Origin of the sequence: Arthrobacter sp. CAU 1506, assembly GCF_005047635.1 — a bacterium.
Classification (GTDB): domain Bacteria; phylum Actinomycetota; class Actinomycetes; order Actinomycetales; family Micrococcaceae; genus Crystallibacter.
The window spans coordinates 32,335-51,681 of record NZ_SUKC01000023.1 but is presented as its reverse complement, the minus strand read 5'-3'; the positions used below and the strand labels follow the sequence as shown (position 1 = coordinate 51,681).

Here is a 19,347-nt window from a genome sequence, read left to right as displayed (position 1 = left end):
TAGCGTTGGACACGTCGAGGTCTTTCGGATGGGCAGTGTGAGAACTTCCATCATCGGAAGACCTCGACCTCTATCCGGGAACCGACGCGCCAACGCTATCTACACTCTCGATTCCGATGAGCCCCTTGACCGCCGACCAGCAGTTCCGGCTGCTGGACCGCCCCAGCTCGGCCACCGTGACGGTCAACGGCGGCCCGGCGCCGTTCGACTGCAAGGCAGTGACCGTCGGCGAGGCGCCAGACGACGGCGGCCCGGACCAGGCGCAGGTGGCGCCTGCGGCTATCGGTCCGTTCGGTCCGGAAGCCCCGGCGGCTGCGGCAACCGGCACGGTCAAGTGTGCGGTGCCGGCAGACGTCAAGGTGTTCGCCGGCCTGGGCGCTACCATCGACATCACCGCAGGAACCGCGGAAAACGTCGTGGTCATCCCCACCACGGCGGTCCAAGGATCCGTGGACACCGGGCTGGTCTGGCTGGTGGAGGACGACGGCGGTGCACCAGTGGAGCGCTCCGTCACGCTGGGCCTCAACGACGGCATGCAAGTAGAGATCCTCGAGGGGCTCGCCGAGGGCGACATGGTCCTGCAGTTCATCCCGGGAGCTCCCGGGGAGCAGATGATGCCCGGGATGGAAGCCGGCTTCGGGATGATCGGCGGATGAGTGCCGCGGCGACGGGCACACCGCTGCTGGAGTTGCACGATGTAACCCGGAGCGTTCACATTCCGGACCGCGACCCGTTGCACATCCTGCAGGGTATCGACCTGAGCATCAGGGCCGGGGACCATGTCTCGATCCAAGGGCGTTCCGGATCTGGTAAATCGACGCTGCTGAATATCCTCGGCCTGCTCGACGTGCCCACCACTGGCGAGCTGTACTTCGACGGGCGGCCGGTTTCTTCCATGGGGGAGAAGCAGCGCGCCATCGCCCGCGGCGCCCGGGTGGGGTTCATCTTCCAACAGTTCAACCTGTTGCCCGGCCGCACTGCGTTGGAGAACGTCATGACACCCCTGCTGTATGCGCGCGGCAGCCAGTTCTGGCAGCGTGAACGGCTGGCTGCGCGGATGCTGGAGCGCGTCGGCTTGGGCGACCGGCTGCGCGAGAAGCCACACAAACTCTCCGGCGGCGAGCAGCAGCGGATCGCGATTGCCCGGGCGTTGGTGCGGTCGCCCCGGCTGATCCTGGCCGATGAACCCACCGGCGCGCTGGACATCGACACGGGACAGAAAGTGATGGCGCTGTTGGACGAAGTCGCGCTGGAATCGGGCGCGGCGCTGGTGACCATCACCCACGACGCGAATGTTGCGGCCCTGGCCCAGCGGCACTACCGGCTGGGCGATGGCATCCTTAACGCCCCGGAGCTGGCGGCATGACCGGGATCGTTGCCCTGCTGGTGGAGGCATGGGCCGAGCTGCGCATCCACAAAACCAGGATCCTCTTGGCACTGATCGGGGTGGCGCTGTCGGTCGCGGCGCTGACCACCGTCGTCGGGCTCGGCAACATGGCCCGGGAAGGCATGGTGCAGGCGCAGGAACAATCCGGCGGCCGGGCGGCCACGGTGTCGGTGGAAGTTTTCTCTGCGACGGGACAAGATGATCCGGCCGTGCTCCAAGCTGCCTTTGACGCGCTGGTGGAGCGTTATGCGGTGGAGTACGCGAGCCGGCGGATGTTCGCTCAGGTCCCGTTCCAGTTCCCGCACGGCGTGGTGGCGACCGAGACCACGGTGGTGGACAGGAGCTACGGCGAGATGCGGCGGGTGAACCTGGCCGGCGGCCGCTGGTTCACCGAGGCCGACGCCGCCGCCCTGGCACCGGCGGTCATTATCAACGAAGCGTTCCACCGCCAGCTGGGCGGACCGGACCTCACCGCGAATCCTGTGGTGCAGATCTTCCAGCAGCGGCCGATCGCGGCCAGAGTCGTGGGTATCACGCCGGATGGCTACGAGGGCGCCATGCCTGCGGCCATGATGCTCACTTCCCAGTACGAGCGCTGGGGTTTGGGCGGCGAAGGAGGGGCACCGCCTGCCTTGGAGATGTGGGTGCCGGCTGACGTTGAGCCGGCCCTTTCGGCTGCGATGACCGGCGATCTCCAGGCCCAGTTCCCCGACGCGCATGTGAACGTCTACCGCAGCGACTACGCCGCCTGGGGCGACCCGTTCGAAGGCATCCAGTGGGCAGTGGGCGGCATTGCCGGCCTGGTCCTGCTGCTCGGGGCCGTGGGGCTGCTGAACATCTCCATGGTCACGGTCAAATACCGGGTGCGGGAAATAGGCATCCGGCGCAGCTTTGGGGCGACGTCGGGGCGCATCTTTTTCGGCGTGATGCTCGAGTCAGTGGTTGCCACCTTCGTGGCCGGCGTGGTCGGGGTGATGCTCGCCGTCGCAGTGGTGAAGAGCCCATGGGTTCAGGAGTTGATTGCCCAAGGCATCAGCGAACTGCCGCCGTTCCCGGTGGAAGCCGCGCTGATCGGCATTGGCGCCGCCACCGCGGTCGGAGCGCTGGCCGGCCTGATCCCCGCCCTGGTGGCCGTCCGCGTGAAGGTGATCGACGCTATCAGGTACTAGCGGGCTTCACACAGATGCGCCCGGGGTGGCTGGTTCAGGGATCTGGCGCCCGGGGGTGGGGCTTGCAAGTTCCTTCCGGCGCTGCTGCCGGGTGGCGAGCAGGATGACGATAAAGGCAATGGCAGCGCCGATGGTGGTTTCCACCGCTCGGTCGGTGACCAGCACGTGGGCAGGCTTGGTGGCGATGAATTCGGTCATCATCAGAGCCACCGGGGTCATGAAAACCAAGGCGATGCTGTAGTGCCGGATCACGAAGACCTCGCCCACGAACTGCAGGGCAGCCAACAGTACGGCCAGTTGGAGCGGGGACCAGCTGATGGTTAGCAGACAGGCTGTCAGGAGCACGCCTCCGTAGGTGCCCACGGTGCGGTGAACCGCCCGGACCAGGCCGCCGGAGGCGTCGGCCGCGGCGATTGGTGCCGCCGCGGCAACCATCGCCCAGTAGCCATGGCCCAGGCCAGACAGTGTCGCCACCGATCCGGACAGGCCGATGGCCGCGACATAGCGACCGGCGTGCAAGAGCATCCCCGGCCAGGGCGGATGCGGGGCCTCGCCCAGCCCGCGCTGGGGCTGGCTGCGGCGGACGCGCAGGCGCCCGGCGAAGCCCAGCAGCAGGACGACGGCGACGCTGCCAACCGCCGTGGCTGCCGCTTCCCAGAGCTGCCCGTGGAACGGAACGGAGGCGCTGCCGGTAAAGGCGAACAGGTAGAAGAAAGGGCCCGCCGGGCGCAGCCGCAAACAGTCGGCGATCAGGGACAGCAAGCCTGCGAGGAGAGTGCTCAGCGCGACGAGCCCCCATGTTTTCACGCCGGCCGTGGCGAACGCGACGCCGCCGATGACGCTGCAACACATGATGATGCCGGCAAAGGTCTGGTGCTTGAGCCGCAGCCAGTGCGGTTCGACCCGCCCGTAGACACCCGTCAGTGCGCCGAATACCGCGTAGATGGTGAGGTCCGTCCGGCCCATCAGCACCAGCGCCACCAGCGGAATGACGATGCCGGCGGCAACACGGAGCGCCGGGATCCGGTGGCCCTTGGCGGGCGGAACATGGAAGAACTGGCGGGCGTGCTGCTTCACGGTTGGTGGGCGCCTCCTCGGCGTTGGACGGATGGGCGGTGGGGTCGTTCCGGCGGTGTCGGGCGCGGGGCTGGTCAGCCGCTGCTGGAAGGCAGTTCGAGGCTGGTCAGCAAGGTTCGAAGGTTCCGGGCGAGGTCCGTGGCGGTGGTCCGATCGAGCCCGGACAACAGCCCCGCCTCGAAGTCGAGAACGGATTCCAGAATGGGCCGGAGCAGGCCGCGGGCCCTCGGGGTGGTGTTGATGAGTGCGCCGCGGCCGTCCTTGGGGTTGGTTTCCCGCACGATCAGCCCGGCGTTCTGGAGCGTCTTGATCCGCTTGGTGGCGCCGGCCCCGGAGATGAGCAATTCGGCAGCCAGTTCGGTGGGCGACATCGGCCTGCCTGAGCGGGCCAGCAACGAGAGCATGTCGAACTCGGCGCGCGTGATGCCGTTAGCGGTAAGAATGCTGTCGCTGCGCTGTTGCACGATCTGGGCGATGCGGTTGATCCGCGTGACGATCTCCATGGCGTCCGTTTCCAAGCCAGGGAAGATCTGCTGCCACTGCTGCCGGACTCCGTCTACATGGTCTCTCGGCTCGGCCGGGATGGCTGCTGGCCTCGCTGGCATGAGAAACCCTTCGCTCGCCGTCAAAGTACTTTACTGGAAAAGTATATACCTTATTGCGCGGGCGTCGGAGTTCGCGGGAGTCGTCGGCGGTGAGTGGCGCAGTGAAGCAGCGGGCAACGGCGGGCGTGCGTCAGTCCGCCGCGCGCAGGTGGCAGTTTCTGGGCTGAAACCTGCCGCCGGCGGCTCACGCCCAGGGTGGAGCCGCTCCGGCCCCGCCGTCGCTTGGCCCGGTGCTCGCTTGGCCCGGTGCTCGCTTGGCCTGGCCCTCGCTTGACCCGGCCGTCGTTTGGCCTGGCCGTCGCCTGGTCTGGCCCTCGCGCAGCCAGGCTGTACGTTATACGCCACATTGCGGACATGGAACCTCCGCACGATCCGCAGAAGCAGGAGTATCGGCTTCTTGCTTCCGCAATTGCGCCATTTGCCGGAGAGGCCTGTGAACAATGTGGCGTATCCGGTACGTAGCCACCCACCGTGTCTGGCTGGCTCGAGCAGGAGCGCAGCCTACACCGAGCCAACCGATTCGCGGGATCCAGCGGGCTTCGCGGCTGGCATCACGACCGGCTGCCCGCCTAGAGTGCGGCAGCCTTCGGAGATCTAGTGCGACGCCACGCCGGCGGGCGCGGCGGCCCGGGGTGCCCTCTTGAGCGCCACGACCATGTCCGCTGTCAGGATGGCCAAGGAGAGCCAGACCAGGCCGAAACCGATCCAGCGCTCCAGCGGCATGGGCTCGTGCAGGAAGACGAGGGCGGTGATGAACTGCAGGATGGGTGCCAGATATTGCAGCATGCCGACTGTGCTCAGCGGCAGCCGGCGCGCGGCGGCGCCGAAGAACAGCAGCGGCAAGGCCGTGATCAGGCCGCTGGAAGCCATCAGCCAGAAGTGTCCGGGGCCTTCGGAGAGCAGGGTTGCCTGGCTGCCGGCCATCAGGACGAGCATGATGACCACGGACACGGGGGCCAGCACCAGGGTTTCCACGCTGAGGCTGGTGACGGCGTCCACGCGGCCGCCGACGCGATTCTTGACCAGACCGTAGAAGCCGAAGCTGAGCGCCAGAATCAGTGCGATCCACGGGACGTTGCCGTACCCGAAGGCCAGTACCAGCACGGCAGTGAACGCCACGCCCATCGCGACCCACTGTGCCGGGCGCAGCCGTTCCTTCAGCAGGATGACTCCGAGCAGAACGGACACCAGCGGGTTGATGAAGTACCCCAGGGAGGCTTCGATGGCGTGGCCATTGAGGACGGCGAAGGTGTAGGTGAACCAGTTGACGGCGATGAGGCCGGCGGCCAACGCCAGCGTTCCGAAAGTGCGCCAGTCGCCCAGCGCGGCGCGGAAGGTGCGCCAGCCGCGCAGCGCCGTGATCAGCAGGAAGCAGAACAGCAGCGACCAGACAATGCGGTTTGCCACGATCTCCAGCGGACCGGCCGGTATCAGTGCGGTGAAGTAGAGCGGGAGGAGGCCCCAAAGCCCGTAGGCGGCGAGCCCGTAGGCCATGCCGGCGCCGGTCTCGCTGGGGCTGCGGCCCTGCTTGCGGAACCGGCCAAGTCCGCGGCGGGCACCTGCCTCCGCAACCGCAGCAGCAGGGGCAGAAGACTGGGAGGAGGCACCGCCGTCGTTCATGGACACGCTGGGACAACCTCCGGTCACGTGGTTCTATTCCGCTTGGATGGATGTTCCCAACGCTATCCCGGGGCCCGTGCTGTGGTCAGAACGTGCTCAGAACTTTCCGCCGGCCAGTTTGCCAACCAGCTCGGTGAACTCATCCAGCGGATGCCGGCGGACGCCGGCGGGGTCCCGGTGGTAGGTGACGGCGAGCGACTGAAGCGGCGGAACGCCCACCAGCCGGGCGCGCTCGCCGGCCGCGGCCAACGCCTGCTGCGGGCCGAACTGCTTCAGCGCCTCCGGCCCGAAGAACGCGCAGGCCGGGACACTGACGCCGGTAAAGCGGGCCGGGGACGCGAGCTGCTCCAGCAGCATGGTGTGGCCGGCCAGCGCGGTGCGGGCGTGCGCCCGGTGCATGGCTGACCCGAAGGAGGCCAGTTCGTCCTCGGAGAGCGGATCCACCGCTTCGCAGAACAGCTCCACGGACTCGTGCACCCCGGTGGCGGAGCGGGTCACCGTCAGCACGCCGATGGACGGTACCTCGGTGCCCGGGCGGGGCCGGCCGACCACGATGATGTTGCTGGTCATCGGCGCGGTTTCATAGCAGTAGCGGGTCAGCGCGGCGATATCCCACGGTTCGCTGACCGGCTCGTGGATGCCCCAGCCTGACGGTTCGGCGCCGGTGAGCTCGCGGAACAGCGCCGCGGTGAACTCGCCGATCCGGGTCGCTTCGCTGGCCGGATGCAGGATCTCGCCGCGGGCCTGGACCACGCCGTCGGACCCGCCCGAAGCCTGCAGGTAATCCGGTGCGAGCTGTTCCTCGGCGGCAAAGACGTCCCCGTTCCAGCGGTACTGCTGGCCGGTGAAGCCGTTGTAGAACGTGCCGTCCGCCGCACTGGCCATCCAGATGCAGCCCTCGCGCTGCAGCAACTGGTACAGCGGCAGGGTCAGCTTGCTGGCGCTGGGCGTCATCACCACGAACTGGCGTTCCGATTCGCGCGCGGCCACGTAGGCGCGGGTGAGGGCGGGGGACAGGTAGGCCAGCGGCTTGTCCTGGAAGACGACGGCGGTGCGGTCGGTGTGGAAGTCGAACGCGGAGGCGTGCATGGTCATCCCTGTTCTCCAGTTCCTTCTCCGGATCCGGGCAGCTGGTGGCCGACGACGACGCCGCGGCAGCGCACCGCGATGTTCTGCGCCAGCCGGTAGCCCAGCGATTCGCCGTCCGGAATGCCGTTGCGGATGGTGATCTCTTGCCACCACAGGTCCTGGTGCTCCGGTGCTGCGAAGTCCGGGTCGTCGGAGAAGACGGACGGGATTGGCGCCCCCTCCACCGCGTCCACGCTGGCGCCGGCGAGCAGCCGGGACACCTCGCCGGGCACCCGGATCAGGCGGGGAAGCTCAACGGCGAACATGGTGGTGCCGTTGCCGTCCTCGACTTCCAGCAGGGTGCTGTCGGCGGCCTGCCGGACGTACTCCTGCGGGACCACGGCCAGCAGCGAGACCATGACCACGTCCTGGTCCGGTTCGTCGAGCGCCACGACGGTGAGGGTGTTAGACATCGGCGGTTTCCTCCAACGGGGTCCACAGGGTCTGCACGGTCTGCACCGGCCCGCCCGCGCGGACCAGCAGGCCGCGGCCGGGCGGCAGCCGTCGGGCGCGCACGTTGTTCAGCAGGCCGCCTTCGGAGCGGTCGCCGGAAAGGATCAGGCCGGTGCTGCCCGAGTCGCGCAGCGCGGCGAAGAACTGCTCGTACATGCCGCGGCCGGCGCCGCGCACGCGGCGGGTCAGGATCACGTTGAGCTGCAGCTCCGGGCCCATCGGCAGGTACTCGATCAGCGACCGCAGCGGCCCGGCGCCGCCGGCGGTGAGGATGTCATAGTCGTCGGCCAAAAGCACGATCCGCGGGATGCTGTCCGGCTCGCCGATGCTGTCCTGCATTGCATCGCCGCCGGCGGTCCGCTTGGACAGCTCGGAGGCGATGGCGTTGGCCAGCGGTTCGGCCTGCGCGGCGCTGGGGGCGTAGCCGCCCAGATAGGCATCCGGCACCACATCGGCCAGCGCCCGCCGCGGATCGAAGACCGCGAAGACCAGGTCCCGGGACGGATACCGTGCCACCAGCGAGGAGACCAGCGAGCGGACCAGGTTGGTTTTGCCGGACTGCTCGTCGCCCATCACGATCAGGTGGTGTTCGCCGCGGACCACATCCAGCATTTCCGGACCGAGGTCGGTCTCGCGCAGCCCCAGCGGCAGCAGGCCGGGCAGCGGCGGGACCTCGATCTCCGCGGCTTCCACCAGTTGCGGCAGGATGCGCACCTGCATGGCGCGGGCGTCGGTGGAAGCGGCGACGGCGGCCACCATGTCCCGGGTGCCCTGGGTGGCGGTATCCGCATCGGCCACGCCGTCGATGCGCGGCAGCGCGAAGTGGCCGAACAGTTTCGCCTCGGTCAGCGCGCGTCCCGGCCGGTCCGCGGGCATGGTCTCGGCGAGTTTACGGCCGTAGGAGGAGTCCGCCGGGTCGGCCAGCCGCAGCTCGATCTTGGTGCCGAAGAAGGACTGCTGGGCCAGCCGGATCTCGTTCTGCCGGTTGACGGTGGTGACCACATGGATGCCGTAGCCGCCACCTCGGGCGATCAAGGCGTGCACGGCCGGTTCGATGTCCTCGAACTCATCGGTGAGCAGGCCGTAGCCGTCCAGCACCAGCACGATGTCGGCGCTGGGCAGTTCCGGGATCCTGCCCTGGGCACAGAGTTTGCGCAGCGTGGCCAGCGAGTCCACCTGGTACTTCTCGAAGACGTTTTCGCGCACGGTCAACATGGCGAGGAGTTCTTCCACCGTGCGGCGGACCACTTCGCGGTTGGTGCGCACGGCCACGCCGCCCACATGCGGCAGGCCCTCCAGCGGAATCAGCGAATTGCCCATCAGGTCCACGCAGTAGATGCCGACCTCTTGCGGACTGTGGGTCATGGCCAGCGAGGCGACGATGGTGCGCAGCGCGGTGCTCTTGCCCGACTGCGGGCCGCCAATAATGGCCACGTTGCCGCCCGCCGACTTGAGGTCCAGCTCCCAGACGCCCTGCCACTGCTTGGCCGGGTCGTCCAGCAGGCCAACGGGGATCTTCAGCGAGCCGCCGGTGGTGAGCCGGATGCCTTGACTGGTGCTGGTCACCGAACCGGCGGCGGCGTCCAGCGCCACGGCGGCGGGCAGCGGCGGCAGCCAGATGGGATCCACCGCGCGCGGGAACCGGGCCAGGGTGTCCATCAGCGTGGACATCACGGTGGGACCGGTGGTCCGCTTGGACGCTCCGGTGCGGGCCGGCTTCGCGGCGGACTGGCCGCCGTCGTTCGCCTTGTCCAGGCTGGCCGCGTAGGTGGGCATCGGCAGCACCAGGGGGCCGTCGTCGTCGGTGGTTTCCTGCGCAACCTGGACCTGGACATCTTCCAGCGGGCCGGACACATAGCCGGCCTTGAACCGGGTGTAGACGGTGGTGTCCACCTTCAGGTAGCCGTACCCGGGCACCGGCGGCAGATGGAAGGCATCCGGGGTGTCCAGCACGGTGCGGGACTCGGATTCGGAGAGGGTGCGCAGGCCGATCCGGTAGGACAGGTAGGTTTCCAGTCCGCGCAGCTTGCCGGATTCGATCCGCTGGCTGCTCAGCAGCAGGTGCACGCCGATGGACCGGCCGATCCGGCCGATGGACAGGAAGAGGTCGATGAAATCCGGCCGGGCGGTGAGCAGTTCACCGAATTCGTCGATGATCACCACCAGGTGCGGCAGCGGCTCCATGGCCTCGCCGCGGGCCACCCGTTCCTGCCGGTGCAGCTGGTAGTCGGTGATGTTGGCGATGTTGCCGGCGGCCTTGAGTACTTCCTGACGGCGTACTACCTCGCCGTTGAGGCTGGAGTAGATGCGCTCGATCAGGCTGGCGTCGTCGGCCAGGTTGGTGATCACGCCGGAGACCTGCGGTGCCTCGGCGAACGGCGCGAAGGTGGCGCCGCCCTTGAAGTCCACCAGCACCATGGACAGCAATTCCGGCGGATGCGTGGCCAGCAGCCCGAGCACCAGCGACCGCAGCATTTCCGATTTGCCGGACCCGGTGGCGCCGACGCAGAGCCCGTGCGGGCCCATGCCGAACTGGGCGGATTCCTTCAGGTCCAGCAGGGCGGGCCGGCCGCGGTCGTCCGGGCCCAGCGGGATGCGCAGGAAATCCACCTCGCTGCGCGGTTTCCAGAGCCGCCTGATGTCCGCTTCATCGAGCGCCGGGCTGAGGCCGAGCATCTCCAGGAAGCTGTCCGAACTGGCGGCCGTGTTGTGTTCCAGGGAGTCCGCCGAGAGGCGCATCGGGGCCAGCTCCCGGGCCAGGGCCTCGGCGGTGGCGACGGCCAGGGTGTCCAGGGTGCCGCGTTCCTCGACCGGTTCCACCGGATCGTGGCGGTAATTTTGGATCAGGAATCCCGCGTCCGACGGCGGGGCGCCGGCATCCGCGGCAACGGCCCCTGCCGTGCCGCTCGCCGCCCGTGCGCCGGGCGCGGGGGTGTGGCCTGCCTTGGCCCGGGCACTGGCCTGGCTGCGGGCGGCCTGCGCCCGGTAGCTGCGGGAGCCGGCCGGACCGGTGGGGGCGGCGACGCCGTCCTGGCTAACGCGCACGCTGATTTCGCCGGGCTCCTGGCGGCGGTCGGCCACCAAATACACCACGGTGATGCCCAGCTGGGCGAGCCCGGCGTGCCGGTCCGGCAGCACCAGATCCTCCGGCAATACGCCATAGCAGTCGGCCAGCACCAGCAGCCGGGGGAGGTGCTGGCTGGCGCCCTTGAGGTTCTTGGAGGATTCGGCTGCCACCACGGCGCGGCGGTTCAGCTCGTCGGCGAGCACGGCACCGAGTTCGTCAACGGAGCGGGCCATCCGGCGCACCGGACCGGTGGCATGGGTCTGCTTCTGGTCGGCCAGATGCGGCAGCCACAGGGTCCAGTCCCAGTCGCGCAGCCGGTCCTCGCGGGCCGCGATGCCCACCTGCAGGTCTTCCGGCGAGTGGAAGGCGCAGGCCTCGATGAGCAGGTTCCGGGCGGCGTTGAGCACGAATTCGCGGGAACCGATGATGCTGACGTTGCCGGCCGAGTCCAGCGGCAGGGTCAGCGGCAGGTCCGGCGACCTCTCGTAGCGCTGCTGCAGGATCCGCACTTCGTTGTCCATGAACGTGTCCCGCTGCGCGGTCGCGGGGCCCTGCTCGTTGACGGTGATCTGCCGGCTGATCCGTTCGCCGGATCCGATCCGGACCTGCAGGAAGTCTTCGTTGCCCCGGCGCCGTTCCCACAGCCGCCCGGTATTGCGGACGATGTCGAACAGGGCGGTGGGTTCCGGGTTGCTGGTGCGGGCCGTGGTGATGGTCCGCTGCTCGTCGGTGCGCAGCGTGGCCCGGGATTCCTCCAAGTACTCCAGATAGCGGTCGCGTTCCTCCGCCCGGGTGCGGGCCGCCCGGCCGCGCTGGCCCAGCATCATGATGATGGATGCCACCACGGTCACGATCATGGCGATGGCGCCCACGGCGGCCAGGCTGTTGCCGCGGAAGAGCATCATCACGGTCATGGACAGGCCGGCGCCGAGCAGCGGGATCAGCGCCATGGCGTTCATCCGGCCGGACTTCTCGGCCATCGGCGGCGGAGCTTCGAGGCTGAACGGTGCAGCCTCGCGGGCCGGGGCGGTGGTGCGGGCCGGCCGGTGGATGATCTTCACGCTCATTGGCCGGTGTGCTCCATTGCCAGGGCCAAGGCGGTGGAGGCGAGCTCCGCCGCCTGCAACCGGACCGCACGGGACATCAGTCCGGGATTGAACTCCACGCCGCTGGACAGATGCCGGTCGTAGCCTAGCGGCAGCACGGTGAGTCCGTCCCCGGCCAGCGCCTTGGCTTCGGACATCGGGTCCAGCGGTGCCTGAGCATCGGTCTGGGTCAGCACCGCCAGCAGTCCGGTGCCGGCCAGTGCGGGCGTAGCCGCCCACGCTGCGGCCGTCCGGCGCACGTCCTGGACCCCGGCCACCGAGGCGGGGGCCACCAGCACGGCCAATTGGGCGGCACCGATGGCCCAGTTGGTGTCCGGATTCTCGCCCGGGCCGGTGGTGCAGTCGTAGACCGCCACCGGGCAGTAGCGGGAAATGCTCTGGCCGGCTGCAGAAAGCGCCGCGCTTCCGGCATGTCCGCCGAGCGTCCGCTCGCCTGCCACCCACAGATTGGCGCCCGCGGCGGCCAGCAGCCGTCGCAACTCGTCGGCGCCCGCGGCGGGCTCCTGCTGCAGCACCGCTGCGGCGGCGTCGATGGCCGGTGCGTCCGGCACGCCGAGGCGCAGCGCCAAGGTGCCGCCGGCAGGCGCCAGGTCCACGGCTGCAATGGTGTCCTGCCGGGCCGCGGCATAGAGCGAAGCCAGCAGCGCCGCCGTCGTGGTCTTGCCGGCTCCACCCCGGCTGCCGATCACGGCGATCCGGCGCCCCGTGCTGACGGCGGCCTGGGCGCCGGCGGTGGCGGCGACCAGCCGCTGCGGGTAGTCGTCGGAGGACACCAGGCCCTTCGCGGCGCGCGCGGTGCGGACCAGCCACGGCTCGCCGGGACGGCTGCGCAGCCGGCGGCGGCGTCGTTCGGCCTCGGACTCGAACGGTCCGGCTCCCTCCGGCCCGGCAGTCGGTGCCGGCGAGCTCCACGGATCAGCCGCCTGCGCCACACCCGGGAGACTGGCTCCCGGCAGGGCGCTCTGGAGGCCGGCACCCGGCAGGGCGCCCTGGAGGCCGGCACCCGACGGGGCGCCCAGCGGCGCGCTGCCCGGAAGGGGCTGGCCTGCGGTGAGCTGACCCGCGGTGAGGTGGCCTGCGGCGGCTTGCTCCCGCGCGATTGAGTCCCTGCGTGAAATCGGTTCCATAGGTCAATCCCAGCCTGAGTCAGTCGAAGGTGGTCAGCAGCGATGCGAAGATGCCGAACAGGCCGATGATCAGCGGGACCGAGGCCAGGATGGCCAGCGTCTCGAACCGGTTGGCGAGCAGGCGCAGTTTCGCCGCGGAATGGTCGGCCAGCGTCACGGTCAGTGAGATCACGACCGCGACGGCCAGCACCAGCAGGCCGGCCGCCACCAGCCAGCCCTGGGCGGGGGCGAAGGCCAGCACCGAACGGGCCAGCGCCAGCGTTCCGACGGCCGCGGCCAGATAGAGCGCGATGCGGTCCGGGGCCAGCGGGAAGGCACGCGCGCGCAGCCCGGTGGCCAAGGCCAGGCATCCGACCAGCGGCATGGTCCAGACCTGCCACTGGGTGTCCGTGCCCAGAATCCACAAGCCGGTGGCCACCGAAACCGCCACCAAGGCGGTGCCCAGGCTGAGCCCGCGGTGCGCGGAACCGATCGCCACATGCACGTCCGTGCGTCCGATCCGGCCGCCTTTGGCCCGGCGGTCGTCCAGCGTGGCCAAACCGGAGACGGACAGGGCGATCTGCGGCAGCAAACCCAGGGTGGCGCAGCTCAGCAGCGCGGCAACGCTGGCGGCCTGCACCGGAGTGCCGAAAAAGGCCAGCGACGCGGCCCAGAACAGGGTGAGCAGGGCCAGCAGGCCGGCAGCGGACAGCAAGGCACGCGGTCGTCGCGAGATCAGGCCCGCACACACCAGCGCTACCGCGCTTACCGCTGCGGCCAGCAGTACGTGCATCCCGGGGCCGGCTGGCAGCCGCAGCACGCCGCCCACAGTCAGCAGCCAGCCGGTGCCGACCAGCAGCGGGCCCAGCACCGTGGCTGTGGCCCGGCCCAGATAGATGCCGGTGCCCAGCAGCACTGCTGCGACGCCGAAAAAGACCGCGGCGGCCAAGCCGATGGACACGTCGTCGAGCAGCACGTGCACGCCCAAATACAGTCCCGCGGCGGCGAAGACGGCTCCCGTGGCCCGGCGGACCCGCTCGGTCCAGCGGCCGCCGATGTCCTCGGTCTGTTCCACCACGGCGTCGGTGATGTCGTACACCACCGGCGCGGGCGGCGCCTCGGACACGTTCACCAGCCGCAGCATGGCGCCGTCGGCGATCCCTGCGTCACTGAGCGAGGCGTCCTCACGGACCGGGTCGCCCGCAGGAGTGATCAGCGTCTTGACCGAGACGGCGGAGGTCGGCTGGTCGTCCAGCAGTTCCAGGATCTGCGGCAGCAGCAGGCCGGTAGGGGTCTGCGAGGGCAGCAGCACATCCACATGGCGCTGCGGCCCGGCCACCGTGACGCGGGTAAAGGTTTCGGCCATGGTCAGGCGGCTCCTGAATGCGGGGTGAGGTCGAGACGGAAACCGGCGCCGCCGTCGTCGTACATTGATTCGCTACCGAGCTGGAGGACGACGGCGGATGCGGCGCGCTGCTGCTGTTGCTCGCGCAGGTCTTCGAGCAGGTTGGTCACAAACGAATAGCCGACGCAGACGGCGGCGATCACCGCGGCCAGTGCCACGCTGAAGAAGAAGGTGCGCACGCTGGACTTCCACCGGCGCTGCAGCGGGTTGTTGCCGTAGAGCAGGGCAGTGGTCAGGCGGGCCCGTCGGACAGCCACGGACTCGATGAGCTGATTGTCGTAGTCGTGCGCCATCTCTCTCCTCCCACGCGGTGCGGTTTTCCGGTGTGTCGCTTCTTGAGCTTATCGTTCCAATTGATGGACAAATCCGCCCCGGACCCGCGCAGGATGGGGAGATGTACCCATTAACTGCGATTGACGCCGGTGCTCGCCAGCGCGTTCCATGGTAAAGGCGGGGAACCGTCTCAAGACAACCGGCCGGGCGGCAACCCGGCATTCGGCGGACGAGCCATGCCCGCCGGCACAGCGGCAGCGACAGCCCCGATGGGGCACGGAGGTGGAGCAATGAGCGGCAACCAGTTCATCAAGATGGAGAAGAGCGCGTTCGTCGACGCCGGCAAGGCCAGCGCGGCGGCCGACACCGAGTTGCAGGCCCTGATGAAGGAACTCGAGGCCGTCCCGGAGCCGATGCGCAGCAACACGGCCGGTGACTTCTGGGAGAAGTTCAAGGGCATCATGGGCCGGGCCAACATGGTGGCTTCCGGACTGCAGAAGTCGTTGGTGTCCATCCAGCAGGGCCAGTCCGAGGTCAACACCACCATGCAGCTGGGCGAGCAGCAGCAGGCCGACGACGCCGACGCCACCGAGGGCAAGGCCGCCTGGGACGACGCCGTCTTCCGCAACCGCGGCTAGTGCTCCCGCCGCATCGAGCGGCAACCGGCCGCCAGCAGCGGTCACCAGACGCAGGCACCGATCAGAGACTTTCCGGCCACGGCCGGGCATGAGGGAGGAAACATCATGGCAGACCAGAATTCATTCGCCTTTTCGGACGGCGGAGCATCGCAGGCCCAGGACAACCTGGACCGGGTGAAGAAGAAGCTCAACGCGCTGGTGGAGACCCGCAAGAAGGACGCCGCGGACCTGCAGGCCAAGTTCCAGGCCACCGACATCGCCGAGCAGTACGACCGGGTGGAGCAGGCCTGGGCCGACGCCGGTATTGCTTTCGCCGGCATCATGGCCGACGTGCACAAGCTGCTGGAGGACGCCAAGAGCACTGCGGGCAGCACCATCAAGACCGCCGGCGGGAAGATCGCCAACATCTAGCACCGCCGCACTGTGCAGGCACCGGGCAACACCCAGGGCATGGGCAACAACTAGTACGGAAGGCGGACAGCAGTGGCACTCGACGGCTGGGACATCGACCCCACCAAGGTCCAGGCGATCGTCAGCACCGCCAGCGGGCGGACCGAAGGCTTCGAGAAGGACTTTCCCGCACTCGGCACGGAATTGTCCGAGATGGCCGCAGCCTCCAAATCCGGTCCGGTGATGGAAGCGCTGAACGGCTGGGCTGAGAAGACCGTCCAGCCGGGCCTGGAGAGCGTCGGCGGCCGCCTGCAGACCACCTTCCAGGGGACCATGGACGCGGTCAACGCCTACGTCCTCGGAGATGCCAGGATGGCCGGCGACGCGCAGGACCTGATCGGCACGTTGCCCGAGGACGAGCAGTCCGCCCGCCCGCACAGCCCTCACGGCCCGGTTCCGCAGGCACTCTGAACCGGGGAAGGGCGGACGCCGGCGTCTCCGGCCACTGCCCGCCGGAAACCCGCACCGCCGTACGCAGCCCGTACCACCACACGTCTCTCGCACCACATCTCGCACCACCTAAGGGGAATCAATGACGGCCTGGGATCCGTATGCCGAGGCATACCCGCCGCGGCCCGACGCCGAACTGCTGCGCACGCACGCCCGGACGCTGGATGAGACGGCCGAGGGCATTGTCGACGCCGTCGAGCTGATCGAGAGCGACTGGAGCGGGCTGGAAGCGGTCTACAAGTCGCCGGAAGCACCCCAGGTCTATGTTGCGGTCAAACCGGTCAAGACCACCGCAGAGGAGATCAAGGCCGACACCGCCGCCATCAAGTCGGCCATCGAAACATTCGCCGACTGGGCCGACACCTTCAAGGCGCGCTATGACGCGCTGGTGGTCCGCTGGCATGGCGTCCGGTCGCGGATCGCCAGTGAAGGCGATGACTGGCGCAAGGAAGAGGACCTGGTCAACGACGACAACCAGCTCCTCAAGGACGCCAACGCACTGGCGGCCGAGCACATGGCGGCCGAACGCACCTGCCACAATGCCATCACCGCGCTGTACGGTGGCATCACCCTGGTGGAGACCACGCAGGACGGCCCGGGCACCGGGCAGCAGGCCTACGGTTACTCGGCCGAACAACTGGATTCCGCCACCGGGGAAGGCCATATCCCCTGGGGCAAGCCCACGGAGTGGGACAAGCCCTGGTACCGCGATGCCTGGGACGGCGTGGTGTCCTTTGGCAAAGGCGTCTGGAGCGGCATCACCGGCACGGTGACCGGCCTCTGGAACATGGTCAACTTCACCGACGGGGAAACCTTCGCGGCCACCTGGAAGGGCATCGGCCAGATCGCCCTGAACGTGGCCATTGTCTCCAGCCCGATCACCGCAGTGGTGGCCGAGAAGATCGGCGGCCCGGGAACGGTCAAGAAGGCCGGCGAGGAACTGCTCGCCGTCGGCAAGGCAGCGATCCACTGGGACGACTGGCAGCGCGATCCGGCCTACGCGGCCGGTGCCACCGCGTTCGATCTGTCCGCCATCCTGCTCACCGCCGGTGGCGGAGCTGCCGCAAAGGTCGGCGGCGTGGCCAACAAGGTCACGGCCGTCAGCCGGGCCGGCGGTGTGGCCTCCAAGGTGCTGGACTTCTCCGGCCTGACCAAGACGGCGGGCGTCACCACACGCGCCCTCGACTTTTCCAGCAACCTCAAGTTCACCGCCATCGACGTCACCACCAGCGGCTTCAAGACGGTCAGCAACACCGTCCGCCCCTACATCAGCACCGCCGGACACACCATCACCGACGGGCTGCGCCACGCCTCCACCGGCCTGCGCACCGGCATGGACAACCTCACGACGTCGGTGCGCACCAGCGCTGACAACTTCGCCAATGCGCTGGGCGGACCGCGCGTGGCCACCGCCGGGGGCGGCTTCACCACGCCGCACCGGTTCGACGTGGAGATGCCGTCCAGCCGGAACTCCAACAGCACCATGAACTTCGACGCCGACGGGCCCAAGCCGCCCTCCGGCCAGTCCGGCTACACACTCCCGGACCGCTCCGCACCGCCGCAGTACGGCCAGCGGATCGAAACCCCGGAGACCAACGCCGGACGCGGTTCCGCGCCGGAGACCGAGGCGCCGCGGAACACTCCGGAGGCCGAGTCCTCGCGGAACACTCCGGAGGCCGAGACTCCGCGCACGGCTGCGGACGTCGAGGCCCCACGCAACACACCGGAAACGGATGCTCAGCGCAACACGACGGATACCGAGGCTCCGCGCACCGCTGCGGACGCCGAAACTCCTCTGGACACCCCGGACTCCGACATTCCGCGGACTGCCCAAGACGTGGACGCCGCGCAGAACCCGCCGGATTCCGACGGCCCGGCCACGGGCCGAGAGCCCGGACCCGACGTGACAGTGCGCCGCGACGATTCCGGCCGGCCCACCGAGGTGGTCATCGACGGCGAGACCCACACAGTTTCCACCCGCTCCGACCAGATCGCCAAGCTTCCGCGTTCCAGCAACCCCGCCAACTGGGCCGATGCAGAATCTGTCCTGCAGCGGCACCTCCCGGAGAGCGACCTCGCCCGGCTCGACGATCTGCGGGGCCCGGACGGGAAGCTGCCAAACGAGGTCATCGACAACCAGCTGGCAGGACTGATCGAACGCGAATTCGGTGCCCCGGACGGTAACTGGCCGGAGCCGCCAAAGGACGCCAGCGCCGTCGAGCGGGCACTTGCCCCGTTCACCAACCGCTACTACTACGACCTGACCGACTCCCAGGCAACGCTGATCCACGACCTTCGTCATGCCATGGGAACCGGAAACCCTGACACCCTCTACCAAAAGGTCATGTCGGTAGACGATGCCGCCCAGGTCCTCGCAGGTGCCGACCGCTATCCGGGATCGGTCGGAGGCTTCGTCAGCCAGGCGGCCGATACTGCTCGGTTGGCGTCCTCCGGAGATATCGTCAACGGTCTGCGGCTCGACTACTGGCTCGACGATGCGGCCGGCCGTCGGCTCGCCTACCAGGCCGACAAGGTCGACGAGGTGGTGGCCATCCGATTCCAGGCCAAAGACGATGCGGCTTGGGAAAACATTGGGATCCCCGACTGGTCCAACCGTGAGCGGGTTGGGGAGCTCCGCTACGATAGGGCGCACGCGCATCAAACCAATGCTCCGCAGCGGCCGGAGGATGTGGAACGAGCTAAAGCCGAGGCCGCGAATGCCCGCGGGGACGAGATCAAGCCGGACGCAGCTGCCTGGCCAAACACCGGCCACGGCTTCACCAGCAGCCGGGTGGACGGCACCCCTGTCTTACCAGAACTCAAAGTCAATGGTGGAACGAATCTTCGTGACGGCGCAGAGATGTGGCGCATCAACAGCGCGGGCGAGGAAACGCTGGTGGGTGTCTACGACGCGATCAACAACCGATGGGCCAGGGTCTAACAAATGTGGATGAGTGACGGAACCAAGCTTTCAGGATCGTACGGCACTTGGCGGGGTGAAGAACTCGAACTGGACAGCACCCGGCCGATCAGGGGGAAGCTCGTCCTGATTCAGGATGGGGGCGACAGCCCGGGCCCGGAGTGGACTGAACAGCATTTTCCGAATCGTTTCGCGCGCACCCCGGTTCACTTCAGACGCATCGTGGACGCGAACGAAGTGTCGGACTTACATTCCATTCGTGCCACGGCCAAGCTGGACCGGGTGTCGGTCGAACTGCTGGCGGAGGATGACGAAGGGCGCCTCGCTGTGCAGACTTTGGGCGGGGCCGCGCCGAACTTCATGAACGGGTTCGTGGAGGAATTCGGGTTTGAGCGCTACGAGAATGCCTTTGTTTTCGGATGGGTTCCCCGGCACGCCCTCGTCGATATCACCATCGAGCGCACAGAGCGTGATGGCTGACTGTCCGACAAGC

The 19,347-nt window shown here is 68.5% G+C and carries 17 protein-coding genes; 8 read left to right on the top strand and 9 right to left on the bottom strand.

The genetic code is table 11. The features are described 5' to 3' along the window. The first annotated feature begins 116 nt into the window (after positions 1-116). From E4J89_RS18395 to E4J89_RS18385, 3 genes are read left to right on the top strand one after another with little or no spacing between them, the layout of a single operon-like run. Positions 117-656 carry a hypothetical protein gene (locus E4J89_RS18395; protein WP_136787661.1) on the top strand — a complete coding sequence of 180 codons (540 nt, stop codon included), beginning with the start codon at positions 117-119 and terminating at the stop codon, positions 654-656. After that, positions 653-1,366, top strand: a complete 714-nt coding sequence (locus E4J89_RS18390; protein WP_136787660.1) for an ABC transporter ATP-binding protein — start codon at positions 653-655, stop codon at positions 1,364-1,366. Before E4J89_RS18395 ends, E4J89_RS18390 begins: the two co-directional genes overlap by 4 nt. Then, the gene (locus tag E4J89_RS18385) at positions 1,363-2,556 is read left to right on the top strand and encodes an ABC transporter permease (RefSeq protein WP_136787659.1); all 1,194 of its coding nucleotides are present in this window, start codon (positions 1,363-1,365) and stop codon (positions 2,554-2,556) included. Before E4J89_RS18390 ends, E4J89_RS18385 begins: the two co-directional genes overlap by 4 nt. Before the next feature lie 6 nt (positions 2,557-2,562). Here E4J89_RS18385 and E4J89_RS18380 read toward each other — a convergent pair whose 3' ends face one another. From E4J89_RS18380 to E4J89_RS18340, 9 genes are all read right to left on the bottom strand, one after another. After that, on the bottom strand, positions 2,563-3,633 hold the full coding sequence (locus E4J89_RS18380) for an FUSC family protein (RefSeq protein WP_136787658.1): 1,071 nt from the start codon (positions 3,631-3,633) through the stop codon (positions 2,563-2,565). Positions 3,634-3,707: 74 nt separating this feature from the next. Further along, positions 3,708-4,238, bottom strand: a complete 531-nt coding sequence (locus tag E4J89_RS18375; RefSeq protein ID WP_136787657.1) for a MarR family transcriptional regulator — start codon at positions 4,236-4,238, stop codon at positions 3,708-3,710. 594 nt (positions 4,239-4,832) lie between these two features. Then, complete coding sequence (gene rarD / locus E4J89_RS18370; protein WP_240691983.1) at positions 4,833-5,732, bottom strand: EamA family transporter RarD; 900 nt, start codon at positions 5,730-5,732, stop codon at positions 4,833-4,835. Positions 5,733-5,954: 222 nt separating this feature from the next. Further along, positions 5,955-6,953, bottom strand: a complete 999-nt coding sequence (locus tag E4J89_RS18365) for a DUF6177 family protein (protein WP_136787656.1) — start codon at positions 6,951-6,953, stop codon at positions 5,955-5,957. Next, positions 6,950-7,399 carry a hypothetical protein gene (locus E4J89_RS18360; protein WP_136787655.1) on the bottom strand — a complete coding sequence of 150 codons (450 nt, stop codon included), beginning with the start codon at positions 7,397-7,399 and terminating at the stop codon, positions 6,950-6,952. Before E4J89_RS18360 ends, E4J89_RS18365 begins: the two co-directional genes overlap by 4 nt. Beyond that, positions 7,392-11,573 (bottom strand): type VII secretion protein EccCa, encoded by a 4,182-nt coding sequence (eccCa, locus tag E4J89_RS18355; protein WP_136787654.1) that lies wholly within the window; start codon positions 11,571-11,573, stop codon positions 7,392-7,394. Before eccCa ends, E4J89_RS18360 begins: the two co-directional genes overlap by 8 nt. After that, positions 11,570-12,739, bottom strand: a complete 1,170-nt coding sequence (locus E4J89_RS18350) for a hypothetical protein (protein WP_136787653.1) — start codon at positions 12,737-12,739, stop codon at positions 11,570-11,572. The genes eccCa and E4J89_RS18350 overlap by 4 nt, the downstream gene beginning before the upstream one ends. A 19-nt stretch (positions 12,740-12,758) precedes the next feature. Further along, positions 12,759-14,084, bottom strand: coding sequence for a type VII secretion integral membrane protein EccD (gene eccD / locus E4J89_RS18345; protein WP_136787652.1), 1,326 nt, complete (start codon positions 14,082-14,084; stop codon positions 12,759-12,761). Positions 14,085-14,086: 2 nt separating this feature from the next. Continuing rightward, positions 14,087-14,416 (bottom strand): hypothetical protein, encoded by a 330-nt coding sequence (locus tag E4J89_RS18340; protein WP_136787651.1) that lies wholly within the window; start codon positions 14,414-14,416, stop codon positions 14,087-14,089. A 270-nt stretch (positions 14,417-14,686) separates the two neighbouring features. Between E4J89_RS18340 and E4J89_RS18335 the strand changes: the two genes are divergently transcribed. The 5 genes from E4J89_RS18335 to E4J89_RS18315 all read left to right on the top strand — a co-directional run bounded on the left by E4J89_RS18335 (position 14,687) and on the right by E4J89_RS18315 (position 19,334). Continuing rightward, a complete protein-coding gene (locus tag E4J89_RS18335) occupies positions 14,687-15,034 on the top strand; it encodes a hypothetical protein (protein ID WP_127512820.1) in 348 nt (115 codons plus the stop codon). Between the two features lie 105 nt (positions 15,035-15,139). After that, a complete protein-coding gene (locus E4J89_RS18330) occupies positions 15,140-15,445 on the top strand; it encodes a hypothetical protein (RefSeq protein ID WP_127512819.1) in 306 nt (101 codons plus the stop codon). 72 nt (positions 15,446-15,517) lie between these two features. Then, the gene (locus E4J89_RS18325) at positions 15,518-15,895 is read left to right on the top strand and encodes a DUF6507 family protein (protein ID WP_136787650.1); all 378 of its coding nucleotides are present in this window, start codon (positions 15,518-15,520) and stop codon (positions 15,893-15,895) included. 121 nt (positions 15,896-16,016) lie between these two features. Beyond that, on the top strand, positions 16,017-18,875 hold the full coding sequence (locus tag E4J89_RS18320) for a hypothetical protein (protein WP_136787649.1): 2,859 nt from the start codon (positions 16,017-16,019) through the stop codon (positions 18,873-18,875). 9 nt (positions 18,876-18,884) lie between these two features. Then, positions 18,885-19,334 carry a hypothetical protein gene (locus E4J89_RS18315; RefSeq protein ID WP_136787648.1) on the top strand — a complete coding sequence of 150 codons (450 nt, stop codon included), beginning with the start codon at positions 18,885-18,887 and terminating at the stop codon, positions 19,332-19,334. Positions 19,335-19,347 lie beyond the last annotated feature (13 nt).